Annotated in this window: 15 protein-coding genes; 7 read left to right on the top strand and 8 right to left on the bottom strand. The window is 47.4% G+C overall.

The features are described 5' to 3' along the window. Positions 1-151 precede the first annotated feature (151 nt). Positions 152-982, bottom strand: coding sequence for a Cof-type HAD-IIB family hydrolase (locus J3491_RS07935; RefSeq protein ID WP_243456237.1), 831 nt, complete (start codon positions 980-982; stop codon positions 152-154). Between the two features lie 209 nt (positions 983-1191). Here J3491_RS07935 and J3491_RS07940 point away from each other — a divergent pair, with 209 nt between their 5' ends. After that, a complete protein-coding gene (locus J3491_RS07940; RefSeq protein WP_083608452.1) occupies positions 1192-1797 on the top strand; it encodes a hemerythrin domain-containing protein in 606 nt (201 codons plus the stop codon). 146 nt (positions 1798-1943) lie between these two features. Beyond that, positions 1944-2417, top strand: coding sequence for a BLUF domain-containing protein (locus J3491_RS07945; protein WP_207969767.1), 474 nt, complete (start codon positions 1944-1946; stop codon positions 2415-2417). A gap of 142 nt (positions 2418-2559) precedes the next feature. Here J3491_RS07945 and parC read toward each other — a convergent pair whose 3' ends face one another. After that, entirely contained in the window at positions 2560-4866 is a 2307-nt protein-coding gene (gene parC, locus J3491_RS07950) for a DNA topoisomerase IV subunit A (RefSeq protein WP_207969768.1), read from the bottom strand. A 584-nt stretch (positions 4867-5450) separates the two neighbouring features. On the opposite strand from parC, the gene J3491_RS07955 reads away from it, so the two are divergent. From J3491_RS07955 to J3491_RS07975, 5 genes are all read left to right on the top strand, one after another. After that, the gene (locus J3491_RS07955) at positions 5451-7178 is read left to right on the top strand and encodes an AMP-binding protein (RefSeq protein ID WP_207969769.1); all 1728 of its coding nucleotides are present in this window, start codon (positions 5451-5453) and stop codon (positions 7176-7178) included. A gap of 585 nt (positions 7179-7763) precedes the next feature. Beyond that, positions 7764-9554: an AMP-binding protein gene (locus J3491_RS07960; RefSeq protein ID WP_207969770.1), complete on the top strand. Its 1791-nt coding sequence runs from the start codon at positions 7764-7766 to the stop codon at positions 9552-9554. Positions 9555-9757: 203 nt separating this feature from the next. Continuing rightward, entirely contained in the window at positions 9758-10474 is a 717-nt protein-coding gene (gene rph / locus J3491_RS07965; RefSeq protein ID WP_100750069.1) for a ribonuclease PH, read from the top strand. 76 nt (positions 10475-10550) lie between these two features. Further along, positions 10551-11054, top strand: a complete 504-nt coding sequence (locus tag J3491_RS07970) for a hypothetical protein (protein ID WP_207969771.1) — start codon at positions 10551-10553, stop codon at positions 11052-11054. Between the two features lie 226 nt (positions 11055-11280). Beyond that, on the top strand, positions 11281-12057 hold the full coding sequence (locus tag J3491_RS07975; protein WP_207969772.1) for a hypothetical protein: 777 nt from the start codon (positions 11281-11283) through the stop codon (positions 12055-12057). A gap of 168 nt (positions 12058-12225) precedes the next feature. Here J3491_RS07975 and hemJ read toward each other — a convergent pair whose 3' ends face one another. The 6 genes from hemJ to serB form a co-directional block, all read right to left on the bottom strand. Continuing rightward, positions 12226-12660 (bottom strand): protoporphyrinogen oxidase HemJ, encoded by a 435-nt coding sequence (gene hemJ / locus J3491_RS07980; RefSeq protein WP_075100347.1) that lies wholly within the window; start codon positions 12658-12660, stop codon positions 12226-12228. 140 nt (positions 12661-12800) lie between these two features. After that, positions 12801-13949 carry a biotin synthase BioB gene (bioB, locus tag J3491_RS07985; RefSeq protein ID WP_207969773.1) on the bottom strand — a complete coding sequence of 383 codons (1149 nt, stop codon included), beginning with the start codon at positions 13947-13949 and terminating at the stop codon, positions 12801-12803. A gap of 244 nt (positions 13950-14193) precedes the next feature. Then, positions 14194-14703: an SCP2 sterol-binding domain-containing protein gene (locus J3491_RS07990; RefSeq protein ID WP_243456239.1), complete on the bottom strand. Its 510-nt coding sequence runs from the start codon at positions 14701-14703 to the stop codon at positions 14194-14196. 148 nt (positions 14704-14851) lie between these two features. Next, positions 14852-15244 (bottom strand): AciT family ciprofloxacin tolerance protein, encoded by a 393-nt coding sequence (aciT, locus tag J3491_RS07995; RefSeq protein ID WP_226941226.1) that lies wholly within the window; start codon positions 15242-15244, stop codon positions 14852-14854. Between the two features lie 165 nt (positions 15245-15409). Further along, on the bottom strand, positions 15410-16366 hold the full coding sequence (locus J3491_RS08000) for a DUF368 domain-containing protein (protein ID WP_207969774.1): 957 nt from the start codon (positions 16364-16366) through the stop codon (positions 15410-15412). A gap of 308 nt (positions 16367-16674) precedes the next feature. Continuing rightward, a complete protein-coding gene (gene serB / locus J3491_RS08005; protein WP_207969775.1) occupies positions 16675-17865 on the bottom strand; it encodes a phosphoserine phosphatase SerB in 1191 nt (396 codons plus the stop codon). Positions 17866-18189: the final 324 nt, after the last annotated feature.

Raw genomic sequence — 18189 nt, forward strand, 5'->3', positions numbered from 1 at the left:
ATAGTCAATTCTAAATAAAACAGATACATTATATGTCAACGTGGAACTGGTATAAATTTTCCTTGCGTGCTGTGCCTGCGCCGACAGAGGCTGCGAAAAATTTATCCCAGTCCCACTGTATCGTTTTTATACTGAACTCACTATATTCTATTTATGACGCCACCTTAAATTGTTCAAGCACCTTTTGAATACCATATTCTTCAATGGTACCCGTGACAAAATCTGCGCGCTCGATCAGTGCAGGCTGGGCATCGCCCATCGCGACCGCATAGCCGACCAAATCAAACATCTCCAAATCATTCATACCATCGCCGAACGCCATACACTCACTGGCATTTACGCCGTAATAGTCACAAACGTCTAGGATGCCACGGGCTTTTGAGGCGTTGGCAGGCAAAATATCCGCACCAATTTGATGCCAATGTACTAGCTTTAAATCGTCCTGTGCAAAATTGATGTCCTGCATTTTATCGAATTGATTGTTAAAAAACACCGAGCACTGATAAACAGGGTTTGATAGATAGTAGAGGGGATCGACGATGGAGTTGGGGGTTTTGGCATTGAATTCACGCAGACGCTCATTTTCCCCCGACCAAGCGATATGAGTCGCTGAGTCAAACTTATGAATCAGCTGACTGGTTTGGCATAACTGCACGATTTTGTCCGCCTGCTCAGCAGACAACGGATAGTGACTGATTAAGCCCTGATTATCAAAGCTGTACTGTCCGTTCATACAGATAATGGCGTCTAAAACCTCTGCCTCGAGCAAGGCCAAAATATCAGCCGGCAATATCGCTTTAGAGCGCCCTGTAGAAATCACCAGCTTAATGCCGGTTTGGGCAAGCGCCTCAAGGGTAGCCTTGTTGTGCGCTGCAATAATACCGTTGCGGCTTAGCGTATCGTCGATATCAAAAAATATCACTTTTGGCACAGGCAATGTATGGTTCATACTGGCTGTCGCAGCCTTATCTACAATAAACATGAGCATCCTTTATGTTTAAAAAACAACCGTGTAAGTCTTTTGAGTTAATGGGTCAGAGTGGGGCACGGGCTATATAAAATCTAAATATTATCTATTGTAATTGCAGTTATTTTTAATAAAATAGCAAATATATAAGTGCTTGGTGATACGTTTGAGTGAGCGTTATCAGCGCCAGTCATCAGCCAAAGCCACGACCTAAGGACACCTGCATGACCTTCTCTACCACAAGCGATAATAAGGCTAGTCCACAAGCATTAGACGATGATTTGTTTGCTCCATCACCGCGTCATCCTGAGAGTCGGCTAGAGGCGGAGTGGTTATTTTTATTCAATAAGTTACCGCCTGATCAATGGTTTGGCGCAGATTATGCCTATAAGACATCGGGCTGGCTAAAGGTACATACTAACATACGCAAACGCCAGCGTATCTTGACACAGATAAGTGAGGGTTATCAATCTGGTGAGTACGACTGGGCAAAATATCGCTCGCAGCTACTCAAACGTATCAATATGCATATCCTCAAGCTGCATCAGCATCATGGCGTGGAGGACGAGGGGTTTTTCCCTGAATTTATTCGGATGTACCCGCAGCTACAGGCAGGGTTTGAGATATTGGGGCGCGACCATGTGCGCTTGGATGCGCTACTCGATAAGCTGCAGCTGCAAAACGATACGCTGACGAGAAGTGAGGTTGAGGATAAAGTACTGGCAGTACAATTGCATCAAACCTTGCTGGATGTCACCGATTTACTGTCGCAGCATCTGAGTGATGAGGAAGACTTGGTTATTCCTATTTTGGGGTTGCGACAGGGCTAAAGATGAAATGCTATCTATAACTCTAAAAAATCATAACAAGTAAAAGAAAGTCGATTAAAACCTAAAAAAAATATTTTATTATGTATTATAATAAAGTGTGTTTTAGTTTAGATAAGTATTTCAAATAAATAAGGTTTCTTATACCGATGACGACAAACTATACCTCAGAAAGTAAAAAAAGAAATGGCGAGCATATTCTTATTAACATGACATACGTCGCCAAAAATATCGGCCTAGATTCGGGCGTGGAGCTGACTCGTGCACTTGAGTATTGGCGAAGATATTTTGAAGATAATCGTATAGTTTCAGCTTTGGTCATTAGCGAAGGTTATTTTGTGCAAAGCTTTCAGGGGACAAGGCCTGCTATCAATACTGCCTTAGAAAAAATACTTGATAAACACTCAGCCATTTCTCCTAATATTGTGAATATCTATGAAATAGAGTCGCGTCAATGGAATGGATTTTTAGTCAAGCATCTCACCTCAAACGCTGAAGATGAAGATTATGCTCTAAAAAGCTTCTCAGCAGGTTCTGACTATAATCCCTATCTGATGACAAGCACTCAGATTGAAAGCTTCTTGACAGCAGTGTTTGGAGATAGCAACTTTAGCAAGTTTTAGCCGAGTAGTGTCTTTTCACTATACTGACCATTTGTTTTAGCGTGTATAAAAAAGCCGTCTACACCTTGTGTATAGACGGCTTTTTATTAACAGTATGGAGGGCTGTGCCTATTAGAGCCTAGAGCACAAAGTATCGCCATGATTACCCAATCGCAACCGAACTCACATTCTGAAAGCCCCTTGGCAACTGACCGCCGCGATTACCACGAGTGCCCGTATAGTTGGCCAAATCATTGGGTTTTAGCGTCACATGACGTTTGCCTGCGGTGATGACTAGGCTGTCTTGCAAGCTTAGCGGCGTGATAGCAAGCACTTCTTCACCGTCTTTTAGTTTAATGAGCTTATTACCTTTACCACGTGCTTGCTCGGGCAAGTCATCAAGGGCAAATACCAATAAATACCCTGCATTGGTTACCACAGCGACATGGTCAGGTGCCACGTTTTCGTTGCTGTTTGCACCGTCAGCATGAACCGCCACTTCTGCTGGCGCATCGATACGCATGACAGGAAGCAGACGACTATCGGCCGCTAGATTGATGATTTTTTTACCGGCTTTTTGATTGCTATCGAGGTTGCCAAGGGTATTGATAAAGCCATAGCCGTTAGAGCTGGCGAGAATGATACGCTGATCGTCGCGACCAGTTATTAGCTGCTCAAAGCTGGCACCTGCTGGCGGCTTGAGTACGCTGGTCAGCGGATCGCCTTGACCACGCGCTGAGGCTAGGCTATGCGCGTCGACACTATAGCTACGCCCTGTACTATCGAGTACGTAGATTCTCTCGTTGGACTTACCGCGTGCGTGCGCTTGATAGCTGTCTCCTGAGCGATAGCTCATGCCAGCGGCATCGACGTCATGACCTTTCGCAGCGCGAATCCAGCCTGCTTTTGAGAGTATCGCGGTGATAGGCTCGCTTGGTACCAGATCCGACTCTTTTAGCGCCTGTGCTTCTTCGCGCTCTGCTAGTGGTGACATGCGCTCGTTGCCGTGTTCTTTCATATCGGCGTTCAGCTCTTCAATCATCAGATTGGTCAGGCTGTCTGGGTTGTCCAAGTGCTCTTGAATGGTGGCGCGCTCAGCGTCTAGTGCATCTTGCTCGCGGCGCAGCTCAATCTCTTCAAGCCTTGCCAGCTGACGCAAACGTATGTCCAAGATGGCATTGGCTTGAATGTCGGTCAGATCATAACCCTCCATCAATGCTGACTTTGGCTCGTCTTCCTCGCGGATGATACGAATGACCTCATCGATATGTAGATAAGCGATCAGCAATCCTGCCAAGATATGTAGGCGTTTATCGATTTTATCGAGGCGATACTGCAAGCGCCGCGTGACCACCGAGCGGCGACAGATAAGCCACTCTTCAAGGATTTCTTTGAGGTTTTTGACCTGCGGTTTACCGTTTAGGCCAATCATATTCATATTGACGCGATAATTACTCTCAAGGTCAGTACTGGCAAACAGGTGACTCATCACGCGCTCGACATCGACGCGGGTAGAGCGCAGCTCAAGCACGATACGGCAGGCGTTTTCGTGGTCAGACTCGTCATGGATGTCGGTCACCCATGGCAGTTTTTTGTCCAGCATGAGTTTGGCGATTTGCTCTTGCACTTTGTTGCCTGAGACTTGATAGGGCAGCGCATCGATGATGACGAGGTTTTTTTCTTTGGGGTCGATATGGTAGGTCGCGCGCATTTTATAGCTGCCGCGGCCGCTTTCGTACATGGCCTGCAAGTCTTTTTTGCTGGTGATGATCTCAGCTGGCGTGGGCAAGTCAGGCGCAGGTATCGATTGGGTGAGCTGCTTTACCGATAGCTCAGGATTTTTTAGTAAGCGAATGGCGGCGCGTACCACTTCATTTAGGTTGTGCGGCGGGATGTCGGTGGCCATACCGACGGCGATCCCTGTCGTGCCGTTTAATAAGATATTGGGCAGGCGCGCAGGCAGGGTGATAGGCTCTTGTAAGGTACCATCAAAGTTATCTTGCCAATCGACCGTGCCTTGGCCGAGCTCTGCCAGCAAGGTGTTGGCATAGGCAGACATTTTGGCCTCGGTATAGCGCATGGCGGCGAAGGATTTGGGGTCATCAGGGCTGCCCCAGTTGCCTTGCCCGGTGATCAGCGGATAGCGATAGCTAAACGGCTGCGCCATGAGTACCATAGCCTCATAACAAGCACTGTCGCCATGCGGGTGGTACTTACCGAGTACATCACCGACGGTACGGGCAGACTTTTTGGCTTTAGCAGAGGATTTTAGGCCAAGTTCACTCATAGCATAGACGATACGGCGCTGGACGGGCTTTAGACCATCGGCGATATTTGGTAGCGCCCGATCCATGATGACGTACATGGCGTAGTTGAGATAAGCCTGCTCAGTGAATTCCGCTACCGAGCGGGTGTCCATCGGCTCATGAGAAGGGGCGGCAGGGACGGTATGGTCAATAACATCGGACATAAAGTAAGGTTCACTTATCAGTTTTAATAGGTATAAATAATGCGCATCAGCGCCAAAATAAGATAGTGCTATCGTAAAGGATATCGGCAAAATTAAAAAGAGATAACTCAGAATAGACGACAAGGTGTGACGTGCCTGTTCAGGCAAGCAAGCAAGGTAAAATAACACAACTCGCTTCACATGCCATAAAAGCCAGCGTTTTCGCCACGCTTTAGCAAAACCGCATCAGTGAGGATGATTTGGTATAAAAGTAGAAATTTGTCTAGTTATAAATAAGAAAATGAAAATCTATGAAATGGCGAGTCATTTATTGCTTAACTGATTGATAATAATGGTATTAATGAGCGTCAAGTATCTTTGCGAACGCAAGTAGCAATCTTTTGTATTGAGTAGTCTTTATAAAGTGTGTATGTTAATGAACAAAGGGCTATTTACCGCTATAGGGTTTGCTTGTCACCATACAGCAAGGTCGGTGCCTGACAGCCATCACCATGGTTTGCCAGTGCTTTGAGACTTTGTGTGTTTGTCACGCTGTGACTTGTATGAGTGGACGGTAGCGTACTATTACTAGGAGAGAAAAGATTATGGAAAATCACGGTAACTTGATTCGTCGTAACGACAAAGTATGGGTCAAAACTTACGAAAAACTTGGCATGCAGTACGATATCAATATGCCGCCCGCCGACACCTCGTTGCTTGAGATACTTGAGCAAAACTTCATCAAACACGCTGGCAAAACCGCGTTTGTCTGTATGGATGTCAAACTCTCGTACGAAGAATTAGACCGTTATAGTAAGCAGGTCGCCGCCTATCTACAGTCCCTCGGCCTAAAAAAAGGCGATAAAGTCGCGGTAATGATGCCAAACATCCTGCAGTTGCCCGTTGCTGTCTTGGGCGTACTGCGGGCAGGTCTGACGCTGGTCAATGTCAACCCACTTTATACCACCAAAGAGCTTGCCCATCAACTAGAAGATTCTGATGCCAAGGCGCTGATTTTATTAGAAAACTTTGCAAAAACCTATGAAGATATCGGCAAGGAGATGGTCGATCATGTGGTGGTGACATCGATGGGCGACTTGATGAGCCCGCTGAAAGGCTTCATCGTCAATACGGTGGTGCGCCATGTCAAAAAAATGGTGCCAGCCTATCATATCAATGGTAGCGTCAAATTCAAAAAAGCGCTTAATCGCTTTTCAGCTGCCAGCTATCAGCGCCCCAATGACATCGGTTTGGATGATGTCGCGGTACTACAGTATACCGGTGGTACCACAGGCGTGGCCAAAGGCGCGATGCTCACGCATGGCAATTTGGTTGCCAACTTGATTCAGTGTGACACGTACTTAGGCGATGCTTTTGATAAGTTTGAAAAAATGAATGAGCAGCCAGTGATTATGACGGCACTACCGCTATATCATATTTTCTCATTTACCGTTTGTGGCATGTACGGCCTCTATCGCGGCTGTATTGGGCTCTTGGTACCTAACCCACGCGATGGCGCAAGCTTAATCAAAGCCTACAAAGATTATCCACCTGCGTTTTTCCCAGCGGTAAATACCTTGTTTAATGCGCTTGCCAATAGTGAGGTATTCAAAGCGCTCGATCATAGCAAGCTTGAGATGTCGATGGGCGGCGGTATGGCTGTGCTAAAGGATACAGCGGCAAAATGGCAGCAAATCACGGGCAATATCATTGTACAGGGCTATGGTCTATCAGAGACCTCGCCTGTTGCCTCAGCAAATCCACAAGGGACAGGCGAGTTCTCAGGCAACATCGGTCTGCCAATGCCAGCCACGGATATGGCCATCTTGGATGAGGCGGGTAATGAGGTTGAGATTGGTGAGCGCGGTGAGATTAGTGTGCGCGGGCCGCAGGTAATGAAAGGATACTGGAAACGCGATGATGCCACGAGCGAGGTGATGACGGCGGATGGTTATTTCCGTACCGGTGACATCGGTGTGATGGATGAAGAAGGCTACTTTAAGATTGTCGATCGCAAAAAAGACATGATCTTGGTGTCAGGCTTCAACGTTTATCCAAACGAAGTAGAAGACGCCATGTCAGGTCATCCAAAAATCTTAGAGTGCGGTGTCATCGGTATCGATGATGAAAAAAGCGGTGAGGTGCCAAAGATTTATGTGGTACGTAGTGATGACAGCTTGACAGAAGAAGAAGTCATCGCGTATGGCAAAGAGAATCTAACGGGTTATAAGCGTCCGCGTTACGTAGAGTTTATCGACGAGCTACCAAAGTCAAACGTGGGTAAAATCTTACGCAAAGACTTGCGAGAGCTTGAAGAGAAAAACCACGGTTAGGCTCTTGCTTAAGCCGAGCTGATCAGCTATTCATGACTCACTAGGGCTAGGACTCTATAGTCTGAGTGGTTTTGCTCGAGATGTCATCGTACACAAAAATGATAAGGCCGCTGGTTGCTGCTTTATCATTTTTTGTCTTTTCTGCTATTTTTGTCTGTACAACATCATCGCCACAGATAGAGAATTTTGCATAAAACTGCTATAGTGCCCACCGACCTATTTTTGTATATATCTGTTGGTTTGGCTTGAGCGGTTTGGCAAAACCATCATAATGACAGTAAGGTATACCTTAGCGTGTGGCTAAGGCATGGTGCCACTTATCGATGACGTGGTATGGCTTTGTGACTTGCAAAGCTTATGAATGATAAACCCAATGGTGTTGCCTTGTTTTTTTATTCATAAGCTTTTGTAGCCACAGATTTGCTGCGATAGATAAGGGTGCTTTATTGGGGCATGTCTTTCATTGAATCGATGCACTGCTTTTAATCGATGTATTACTTTTAATCGATGCATGGCTAAAGGGCGAGAAATGATGACGCGCTTTTGATTATTTTATGTTTTTAACGGCAACATTTAGGGAAAATTATGACCGACAGTATCAATAAAGAGACGACAGAGGATCAAGCTGCCACGGGCCATACCGCTAGGCAGGCATATCAAGACAATGCCTTTCCCGATATGCCGACGATAGACAGCGACAGTCCGTGGTTGAGTGCTTATGAGCGTTATGGCATCGCAGCAACTATCGATATGCCAGAGGACAATACCTCTTTACTTGATGTGTTTGAGCGTAATTTTAGTCGTTATGGGCAAAAGCCTGCCTATATCTGCATGGGTGCTTCTGTTAGCTTTAAGCAATTGGATTTGTACAGTCGCCAAATCGCCAGCTACTTGCAGTCACTAGGACTGGTCAAGGGTGATAAGGTTGGGGTGATGATGCCCAATATCTTGCAGTATCCTGTCGTGGCCTTGGGTATCATTCGCGCAGGGATGGTGCTGGTCAATGTCAATCCCCTCTATACCAGCCGCGAGCTGTCGCATCAGCTGCATGATAGCGGTGCCAAAGCGCTGTTTATCGTCGAAAACTTTGCTAAGACTTATCAAGATGCCGAAGACAAAGGTCAGGTCGAGCATGTGATCTTGTGCAAAATCGGCGATATGCTGGGCACGCTCAAAGGCGCGGTGGTCAATCTTGTGGCTCGCCATGTCAAAAAAATGATTCCAGCCTATAGCTTGCCAGACAGTGTGAGCTTTAAACAAGCGCTAAACGCTGTATCAGCCAGCAAGTACCAGCGTCCAGATATGAACCTCAGCGATGTGGCGCTGCTCCAGTATACCGGCGGCACCACAGGCGTGGCCAAGGGTGCCATGCTCTCTCATGGCAACCTAGTCGCCAATATGCTACAGATCAGCGCCTTGATGAATAGTGCCTTTGACGATGATGTCGATGCCAATGATGTCATCTTGACAGCACTACCGCTGTATCATGTCTTCTCCTTTATGGTCTGTGGTATGTACGGCATGTACCAAGGCTATGCAGGGCTACTGATTCCAAACCCACGCGATTTGGATGGTTTGATTAAAGAGATGGGCAAATACAAGCCCTCGTTTATCCCAGCGGTCAATACCTTGTTTAATGGCTTGGTACACAAAGAAAGCTTTGCCGACTTGGACTTTTCTAATCTAAAAGCCTCTATCGGCGGCGGGATGTCGGTGTTGCCAAGCGTGGCAAAAGAGTGGCATAAAATCACAGGATTGCCTATCGTTGAAGGCTATGGTCTGTCTGAGACCTCGCCTGTGGTGGCCTTTAATCCAATGACCATCTCTGAGTTTACTGGCAAGATTGGTATTCCAGCCTCGAGCACCGATGTGATACTCATCGATGAGGACGAAAACGAAGTGGCATTAGGCGATCGCGGCGAGATTTGTGTCAAAGGCCCACAGGTGATGATCGGCTATCAAAACCGTCCAAAAGAAACCGCCGAGACCTTTACCAGCAATGGATACCTAAAAACAGGCGACATCGGTATCATGGACGAAAAAGGCTTTATCAAAATCGTTGATCGCAAAAAAGACATGATTTTGGTGTCAGGGTTTAATGTCTATCCAAATGAAATCGAAGAAGCCATGAGCGAGCATCCAGCTGTGGTAGAGTGCGGCGCTATTGGTATACCAAATGAGCAGCGCGGCGAAGAGCCTAAGCTGTTTGTGGTCAAAAAAGGCGAGGTCACCGAGCAAGAGCTGCTTGATTTTGGTAAAAAACAACTGACAGGCTATAAGCGTCCGCGTCATATACAGTTTGTCGATGAATTACCAAAGTCAAACGTCGGTAAGATTTTGCGTAAAGAATTGCGTAAGATGGAAGGTCTAGAATAACACCAGCGTCTTTTTTGTAGCGGCGTAATGGCTGGAGTGAATCTTGCTATTGCGCCGCTGCCACGTTAGGATATCGTCATACGGGCATCGGCTCAGACATTGGCTGGCTGAGAGTTTGTGGTTCATGCCGCTTTGCGCGTGCTACCTTTTATTGACAACACTTATTTTACAACACTGCTTTAAAACAAGTACTAGGAATTTTTATGCGTATTGACAATCGTGAGCTTGACCAACTTCGCTCGATCAGCTTTGAGCGCCATTATACCAAGCATGCTGAAGGCTCAGTGTTAGTCAGCTTTGGCGATACCAAAGTCCTGTGTACCGCTAGTGTTGAGTCTGGCGTACCGCGCTGGCTAAAGGGTAAGGGTAAAGGGTGGATCACGGCCGAATACGGTATGTTGCCACGTGCGACCAATACCCGTAACCAACGCGAAGCGGCGCGCGGTAAGCAGTCAGGTCGTACGCAAGAGATTCAGCGCCTCATCGGTCGTAGCCTGCGTGCTATGATTGATCTTAGCAAGCTTGGTGAAAACACCATTTACCTTGATTGTGATGTACTACAAGCTGATGGTGGTACGCGTACCGCTAGTATCACAGGAGCGGCCATCGCGCTTATCGATGCGTTAGAGAGCCTACAAAAAACCAAAAAGCTCAAAGCCGATCCATTGATTGGCCTGGTGGCGGCGGTCTCTGTAGGTATGAAAGATGGCAAAGCGTACTTGGACCTCAACTACGAAGAAGACGCCAGCTGTGATACCGATCTAAACGTCGTCATGACCCAAAAGGGCGAGTTCATTGAGCTACAAGGCACTGCTGAAGAAAAGCCATTTACTCGCGCCCAAGCAGACGATATGCTAGCGCTGGCCGAAAAAGGCATTGCGGAGCTGATTACCATGCAGCAGACGGCGCTGGGCTGGTAAGCGACATTTTTTGGTCTTATCGTCCTCTAACAACGCATTAATTTTGCAGTAAATACTCGGCAATAGGTAACGATACATGCTCAAGCTGACCGATGACGGCGCCAAAATCACCTTGCAAAATCAAGCGCCAGCGGCTGACAATGGTATGTTTTGGTTTGGCACCGCCTTGCTCGTGGGTGCCGTGGCGGTCGCGATGGCCATGAGTTTGTTGCCTGAGCGCCTTGCTATTGGCGCGCTGGCTTTGCTCATCGTTGGTAGTTTTGTTTTTAATAAAAAACGCCAGCAGCAAAAACAAGCTTTGAGCAAAAATATCAGTAGTGGTGTGCTGTGGGTGCGTAGTGGTGAGCTGGTGCATGACCATCAAGGCAAGCGTCAACACATCACCCTTATCGCTAGTGATAATGTCACACTGATGGGTGAGCAGCTACAGATCACGGATGTCGATGGTAGCTGTAAGTGCCAGATCAGTGGCTTTGAGAGTGTGCAAGAGGCCAAAGCCGCCCAAGCGATATTACAAGGCCAGACATTTGGCAAACGCCATGTCAATATTAAGATGAATGACAACCCGCCTCCCTCTTAGTTTTTCTATCTACCTTTTTTAAGCCTTATTTCCTTTCTTTAAACGATGCTATTGCTATAGTCAATTCGAAATAAAATCGATGCGCTCATACCAGTTACCCGGTATCGTGTTTATAGTGAATGAACTATAGTGCTTGCAGATTTATGCCCAAATGGTTTATAAGTAAGACTGAAAACTGGTATTTTGCTTTTTTGTTGTCAATGGTACCTTTGACAAGGAGTCAGTCATGTCGCGTTTGTCATCGTCTATGTCACTGTCTGTATCGTCGCCGATTACAGCGTCATGTAGCGTGTTATTGCTGCTTGTAGGTGGCATGGCATCCTCTCATGCCGATAGTATGAGTGCGCTTATCGCGCAAAAATCAGCTCAGTCAGCTCTGAGCGCCCGTTATACCCCATCATATTCAACCGTCCCTTCTGCTAAGATTAGTACGCGCTCTCGTATTCAGCGCGCCGATAGCTATCGCGCCGACACGGCAGTTACCGCGCCAGTGGGGAGCACGGCATATCGCTATCCTGAGCGCGCCTATCAAGCGCCATCTGTGCTGCCAGCGTTTTTGTCTGGTAGCTATGACAATGTCGATAGTGAATATTTACCGATACTGAGCAGCGCAGAGCGCCAAAGCAGTATGGCGGCGCGTGAAGTCATTAGTACAGCACGTAAAATGGCGCTCAATGAGCGTACAATCATTCAAGGCGGCTGCTGGGATTATTTAGATGCAGTGTTTAAGCGAGCAGGGGTGACGCGAGATACAGTACACAAAGGCACATACCGCCAAGGGCCTTATGCTCATAGCAGTCAGATAGAAGCAGGTGACTGGCTGTATTATATCAACCACGGCTACAATGGCGTCGAGCATAGTGGCTTGTTTGTCGGCTGGGTAGATGAGCGTGCCAAGCAAGCACTGATTCTCAGCTATGCAGGCGAAAACCGCCGAGAGCCTGCGCGTTACCGCGTGTATGATTTGAGCAATGTCTATCAAATCATGCGCCCAAGTGTTTAAGCGTGATAAATGGGCTCAGGATAAAAACACTACAGTGAGACGAAGATGAGTTTTGCGCAGCAGCAAGCGGCGTAGGCACAGCAACCTTACATGCTTTACAAAAAACGCCCGTTATCTAAAGAGATGACGGGCGTTTTGGTTTGATCAATCTAGCTCGTGTCGCTGTCTTTAAAACGGTTTGACCACCACCAAAATCACGATAAATATCAAGGCAAAAACAGGTATCTCATTAAACCAGCGCCAAAACTTATGGGTTTTGTAATGTGGGTTGTCGATCAGCTTTTTGCGATAAAAACCGCAAGCACCGTGGTAGGCTGAGAGCAGTACCACCAACAGTAGCTTGGCATGTAGCCAGCCTTGGGTTTTGTAAACCTCCCAGCCCAGCCCTAACATCCATAAGCCAAATACCCATGTCGCTATCATCGATGGCGTCATGATGCCGCGATACAGCTTGCGCTCCATGATAGCAAAACGCTCGTGGCTGATGCTGTCCTCACTCATCGCATGATAGACGAACAAGCGCGGTAAATAAAATATCGCAGCAAACCAGCAAACCATAGAAATAATATGCGCCGCTTTGATCCAATTAAAATAATCTGCCATTATCCTCTCTCTTACTGTTTGGTCGGGTAGGCTCCATCATGTCGGCAAGCTTAGCACATATTGCTCATTAGTAGCGCAACTACCAGTGTGACTACCAATATGACTGTCAACGCAACTATCAATCAATGGCATACAAAGGGCTATTGTGCCAACACGACCTGTGATTGATGCCCACTCATCGCATCCAGCACAGACACCTGCTTTGGCGCACGAGGAGCGGCAAACTGAGCAGTGAGGCCGAGCTCACGCATCAGTCTATTGTCACTCGATTGACTGGCGTTACCTGTGGTCAATAGTTTGTCACCATAAAAAAACGAGTTGGCACCTGCCATAAAGGCCAAAGCTTGCTCGGCATCAGAGAGGCTCTCGCGGCCAGCAGATAAGCGCACGTAGCTGGTCGGACAACAGATACGCGTCACCGCAATGGTACGTATCCACTCCAGCACAGAGAGCTGGCCTTCTGCTAAAACTTTATCACCGATCGGTGTACCTTGAATGGGTACCAATAGATTGACCGGAATAGACTCAGGCGCTTTGGGCATTTTTAGCAGCTCATGTACCCAGTCGATACGGTCGTCACGGCTCTCACCCATCCCTACGATATTGCCACTACAGACATTGATACCAGAGTTACGGACATGAGCGAGAGTGTCTAAGCGCTCGTCATAACTGCGGGTGCTGACCACTTGCTCATAATAGCGCCGCGAGGTATCTAGATTATGATTGTAATAGTCAAGCCCTGCATCAGCCAGCTGCGCGGCCTGCTGGTCATTTAGCATACCTAGGGTCATGCAGGTCTCAAGCCCCAATGCTTTGACTTCTTTGATCAGCTCGACCACATAAGGCATGTCTTTGGCGCTTGGGTGTTTCCAAGCCGCACCCATACAAAAGCGCGACGAACCCGTGGCTTTAGCGCGCTTGGCGGCGGCGATGACCTTATCGACTTCGATACGTTTTTCTGCCTGCAGTTTGGTGGTGTCGCGGTGATGGCCTGATTGTGAGCAGTAGCCACAGTCTTCAGGGCAGTTGCCAGTTTTGATAGACAATAAGGTGCTAATCTGTACTTCGTTGGCTGTAAAATGCTGACGATGCACAGTCTGTGCTTGCATCAGCAAATCCATCAATGGCAAGTCAAACAACTGCGCGATATCATCACGGCTATAGCTGCTATGAGAGGTGGGCTGCGCCGTCGCTTCGGTCTTTATGTCGGTCAAAAAGTCAGGCTCCAAGCCGTTGTTTTTTGTGTTTTGCTGGCTGCTGGGCTCTGAGATATTAAGCAATCCTGCCATAAGGTAAATCCTTTTATAATACGATGAAGAGGGTAGGTTATGATTTTATATGATAAAAAAGGCTGCGATATAGTATACCGCAACCTTTTTAGAAAGTCAGAATGCTGCCAAAGCGTACCGACAATCGATACCATCAAAACACCAATGACAACGACTTGATAAGTCTAGCCTTTATAGAATTATAAAGGAATATAGAGCTATAAAGGGCTATAGAGTTATAAAGGGCACTTTGGCAAGTAGGTGATTACTTACCCAGTTTGTGCTTGGCAACACCGATCCAATGATTGGCAAACTGCTGCGCTTTATAAGCATAAGGCTTGGCCTTTTGGATATAAGGTTTGTATTCTTCTGGGATGGCAGGCACGATGTGCTTGGCAAGTTTATTGAACCACATCATCAAGCTGTAGTCACCTTCGATACTTAAGTTGCCTTCTTGTACCGCTGTCATAAAGCTTGGCAAATCGCCTTTGGTTAGCAGCTTTACGCCCGTCATCGAGTCTTTAAAAGTAATGGTCAAATCGGCTTCTGCTGCATGGCCACTTTGCTGACTAAACTGACCATTATCAAAGCGATAATAACGCGCAATACCAGACTCAGTGCTGGCAAGCTCAATGGTCACATCACGATCCGCAAGCAGCTTTTGTACGTCTTCATTACCACTATCGGCCAGCATAGAAAGGCGATAGCCAATCACTGCCAGCAATACATCTAACGGGTCAGACTTGATATCTAATACAGGTAGCGTAAACATCATAAAACTCCTAAAGAATAAGACAAAAAATATAGCGTACTTTATATGAATTTTTTCGACAAATATATAATTAGAGTATAAACCATCAAATACCATCAATTCTTTAGTAGTTAAGTAGAGAGCGTTTAGTATCTTGTAACATTATCCATCATCAATGAAAACGCGGCTGATAGTCGTCGTCATACACTGGCGTATGCTCGATATAGCGTGCGGCTTGCAACTCGCGCTGCTGCTGTACTGACTGACTGACATCATCGTAGCGTATGGCTCGATACAGCACCCAGCCAGCCAGCGGCAACCAGCTGATACCCATGGCGATGACATAGCTGTGCCATTCTGATAGCGCTAGCAGGGCCGGGCGACTGATCAATAGGCTTTGGACGGCCTCGACTGCTAGCCAATAGGCCATGCCGCCAAACAGATACCATAGCAGCCAGCGCTGTGATGAAAACGCCAACGCCAGCACCAAACCTGCCAGTAGCCCATACGCAAACAGTGCCGTACCACTCAAGCTATCTATACCGATAAAGGAAAAAACAGTCATTAACATCATTCATCTCGCTATTGATAAGGTGAATTTCTTATAACAATGCGACTATTATGAAAGCTTACTGAGTAAAGCTAAAGAGGGTAGAGGCGGCTTTGCGACAACCGTTGACGTTTGGTTTTTTAGAATGTTACGCGCCAATCACAAAGCCGATAACCGGCCTCAAGCGTGGCGATTACCCCACCATGAGAGCAAGGACACCAACACAGCACCAAGTAGCATCAGCCCTATCGTGGTCGCCCACTGCGCGCCTGCCGGATACTGCCATGGCATGACGTTATAAATGGCGTCGCTGTCGAGCGTCCCCAACGCATCGACCTTCCACGGCCATACTTTGACCAAGGAGCCGGCGATAAAGCCGGTCAGTAGGGCAAGCGTGGCTTGGTAATAGTGCGCTAGTAACCATTTGAGCGCCCGCGTGAATAACAACAGCCCTGTTGCCATACCAGCGATCACGGTCAAAAGAATGCTAAGGTTCATGGTATCGACCGCTTCTAACACAGCGTCATAAGCGCCCAATAACAGCAAAATAAAAGACCCTGATACCCCAGGCAATATCATCGCACAAATAGCCACTGCCCCTGCAAAAAACAAATAAGGCAAGCTTGGCGTGGTGGTCATGATTGGTAGGCTGCTAATCACCACAGCGCTGATAAGCCCTACCAAAAACAGTAGCATGCGGCCGATACTCCAGCGTTTAATCTCTGTCAGTAATAAAAATACCGTGGCGACGACCAGACCAAAAAAGAACGACCAAATCAGTAGCGGTTGATGGTCTAAAAGGTGCTTGATCATACCTGCCAATGTGGTAAAACTACTGGCAATACCCAGCAACAAAAACAACAAAAACGTAGCATCGACTTGTCGCCAGACCGCAAGCAAACCTCGTAAACCGCCCTCTGCGCGAAACACCTGCCACAAGCTGGGGCCAATACTGCCAAGCGCATTGATCAGGCGCTCATAGATGCCGGCAATCAAAGCAATGGTGCCGCCAGAGACGCCAGGGACAATATCAGCGGCGCCCATCGCCATGCCCTTGATATAAGTGGCTGCTAGCGATTTTGGTTGGTTATCCGCTGCTGACCACTCGCTTGGCCGCGGTGATTGAGGTGCCGTCATGAGTACATCCTTTATACAAAAATACGTGATGGGGTAAAATATCGAGCGAAATGAAGCTAATAAAGAAAAAATGCAACGAGATAAACATAAAAGCTAGGTCGATGACAAGGTATCAACCTAGCTTTTGTGAGCGTATAGTGACTCCACTTTAGAACAGGTACGGCGCGACAGGTATTCATGTACTTTGTGTGCTGTACCTACGCCGATAGATGCTGCACAAAATAAATATCAGTAGCACGTTGTACTCAGTGGTACATAGTATCTTGCCGGCCAGTTTTATGGGGGATTGGCTATAGTGTGTTTTATCATTACTTGGTCGGGGTGAGCGCTGGATAACCCAAGGCATAAAGCGCGCCCTCAAGTCCTGTGACATTGATGGCAGAGTCGGCACGCGCTTGAACGATGGGTTTGGCGCGATAAGCGACGCCCAAGTCAGCAACGGCCATCATCGGTAAGTCATTGGCACCGTCGCCGACACAGACCACTTGTGACATATCAATACCTAAGCGCTCGGCGGTCTGCTCGGCGATGGCGGCTTTTTTGGCACCATTGACGATAGGGAGCTGCACATGACCAGTCACTTCGCCTTCATCGATATCTAAGGCGTTGGCGTGTACTTCATCGATACCTAACTGCTCGGCGATATAGTTGGCAAAATAGGTAAAGCCCCCTGATACCAGTACCGTATGATAGCCCAGTGCTTTGAGCGCACTGATCGTGGTGCGCGCGCCTGTTGATAAGGTCAAACGGCGGCAAATATCATCGAGGACATCGGTTGAGATGCCTTTGAGTAGCGCCACGCGCTGGGCAAAAGATTCATCAAAATCGATCTCTCCGCGCATTGCCGCCTCGGTGATGGCTTCGACTTTTTCGCCGATACCAGCGGTTTTGGCCAGCTCGACGATGACTTCTTGTTCGATCAACGTCGAGTCCATATCAAAGCAGGCAAGCTTGTGCGTACGCAGCATATGACCGATGGAGAGGATATGACAATCAACCACATCTAGCTGCTCACCGCTGTCTGTACGGCTTGTATTGTTATAGGCTTTGGTCAAGTCGTGACGTAAGCGGGTGGTAAGCTGATCGTCGATGATGTGGGCGGCTGCCGTCTTTTTGGCAGGGTGCATCAAGGTGTCGGTCACAGGCACCAACAAATAGCGATAGACCTGCACGGGGGTAAATGGCAAGCGCTGCGCATCACCTGCTGTAGGCTCGGTATCAGACACCGTGATATTGACAAAGCTGGCATCGGTGTCTTCAGCTACGGTGACCAAATGCCAGTTTGGCTGATCATCGACCCAAGACTGTACATATTGATGAATGTCCAGCGCTGATACGTGAGTTGGCAGGACGACGATAAGGGCAAAAACAGGAAGGGACTGCAATGCGTCAAAATCTTGCAAATTCGTATTATTGGGTAGTAGCGATGCAACAGAATCCACGGCTTGTTGCCATGCTTTGCTGTCTTTTGGTAACGAATAAGAGGTATTTTTTGGCATGACTCAATTGTCCCTTGTATGCTCATATAAGATTAGGAATAATAACAGTTTTACAGGTCAGCGCCTATAGATGGCGCGCAAAGTATTATGGTCTGCAAAAAACGGCTGCGTTGACCACATAAATTTCTAAAACTGCTAACGCTATAAGGTTTATTATGGTGCTATAGTAGCTATGATAAGCGCGCCCGCTTGGTCTGTGTGATAAGAGCGATAGCGGTATGTAAACACAGCTGTGTGTAAGTATGACAGCAAGCACAACAGACAAGACCGACGATTTTTTAAAATTAGCCAAAAAATGAGCGACAGTCTCGTTTTTTAATTTCA

It is taken from the genome of Psychrobacter halodurans (assembly GCF_017498075.1).
GTDB lineage: Bacteria > Pseudomonadota > Gammaproteobacteria > Pseudomonadales > Moraxellaceae > Psychrobacter > Psychrobacter celer.

Bases quoted from the DNA above. Each gene is read 5' to 3' on its own strand.
- rph (WP_100750069.1), top strand. From the start codon at position 9,758: ATGCGTATTGACAATCGTGAGCTTGACCAACTTCGCTCGATCAGCTTT.
- parC (WP_207969768.1), bottom strand. From the start codon at position 4,866: ATGTCCGATGTTATTGACCATACCGTCCCTGCCGCCCCTTCTCATGAG.
- J3491_RS07935 (WP_243456237.1), bottom strand. From the start codon at position 982: ATGTTTATTGTAGATAAGGCTGCGACAGCCAGTATGAACCATACATTG.
- J3491_RS07940 (WP_083608452.1), top strand. From the start codon at position 1,192: ATGACCTTCTCTACCACAAGCGATAATAAGGCTAGTCCACAAGCATTA.
- serB (WP_207969775.1), bottom strand. From the start codon at position 17,865: ATGCCAAAAAATACCTCTTATTCGTTACCAAAAGACAGCAAAGCATGG.
- J3491_RS07975 (WP_207969772.1), top strand. From the start codon at position 11,281: ATGTCGCGTTTGTCATCGTCTATGTCACTGTCTGTATCGTCGCCGATT.
- J3491_RS07955 (WP_207969769.1), top strand. From the start codon at position 5,451: ATGGAAAATCACGGTAACTTGATTCGTCGTAACGACAAAGTATGGGTC.
- aciT (WP_226941226.1), bottom strand. From the start codon at position 15,244: ATGACTGTTTTTTCCTTTATCGGTATAGATAGCTTGAGTGGTACGGCA.
- J3491_RS07945 (WP_207969767.1), top strand. From the start codon at position 1,944: ATGACGACAAACTATACCTCAGAAAGTAAAAAAAGAAATGGCGAGCAT.
- J3491_RS08000 (WP_207969774.1), bottom strand. From the start codon at position 16,366: ATGACGGCACCTCAATCACCGCGGCCAAGCGAGTGGTCAGCAGCGGAT.
- bioB (WP_207969773.1), bottom strand. From the start codon at position 13,949: ATGGCAGGATTGCTTAATATCTCAGAGCCCAGCAGCCAGCAAAACACA.
- J3491_RS07970 (WP_207969771.1), top strand. From the start codon at position 10,551: ATGCTCAAGCTGACCGATGACGGCGCCAAAATCACCTTGCAAAATCAA.
- J3491_RS07960 (WP_207969770.1), top strand. From the start codon at position 7,764: ATGACCGACAGTATCAATAAAGAGACGACAGAGGATCAAGCTGCCACG.
- J3491_RS07990 (WP_243456239.1), bottom strand. From the start codon at position 14,703: ATGATGTTTACGCTACCTGTATTAGATATCAAGTCTGACCCGTTAGAT.
- hemJ (WP_075100347.1), bottom strand. From the start codon at position 12,660: ATGGCAGATTATTTTAATTGGATCAAAGCGGCGCATATTATTTCTATG.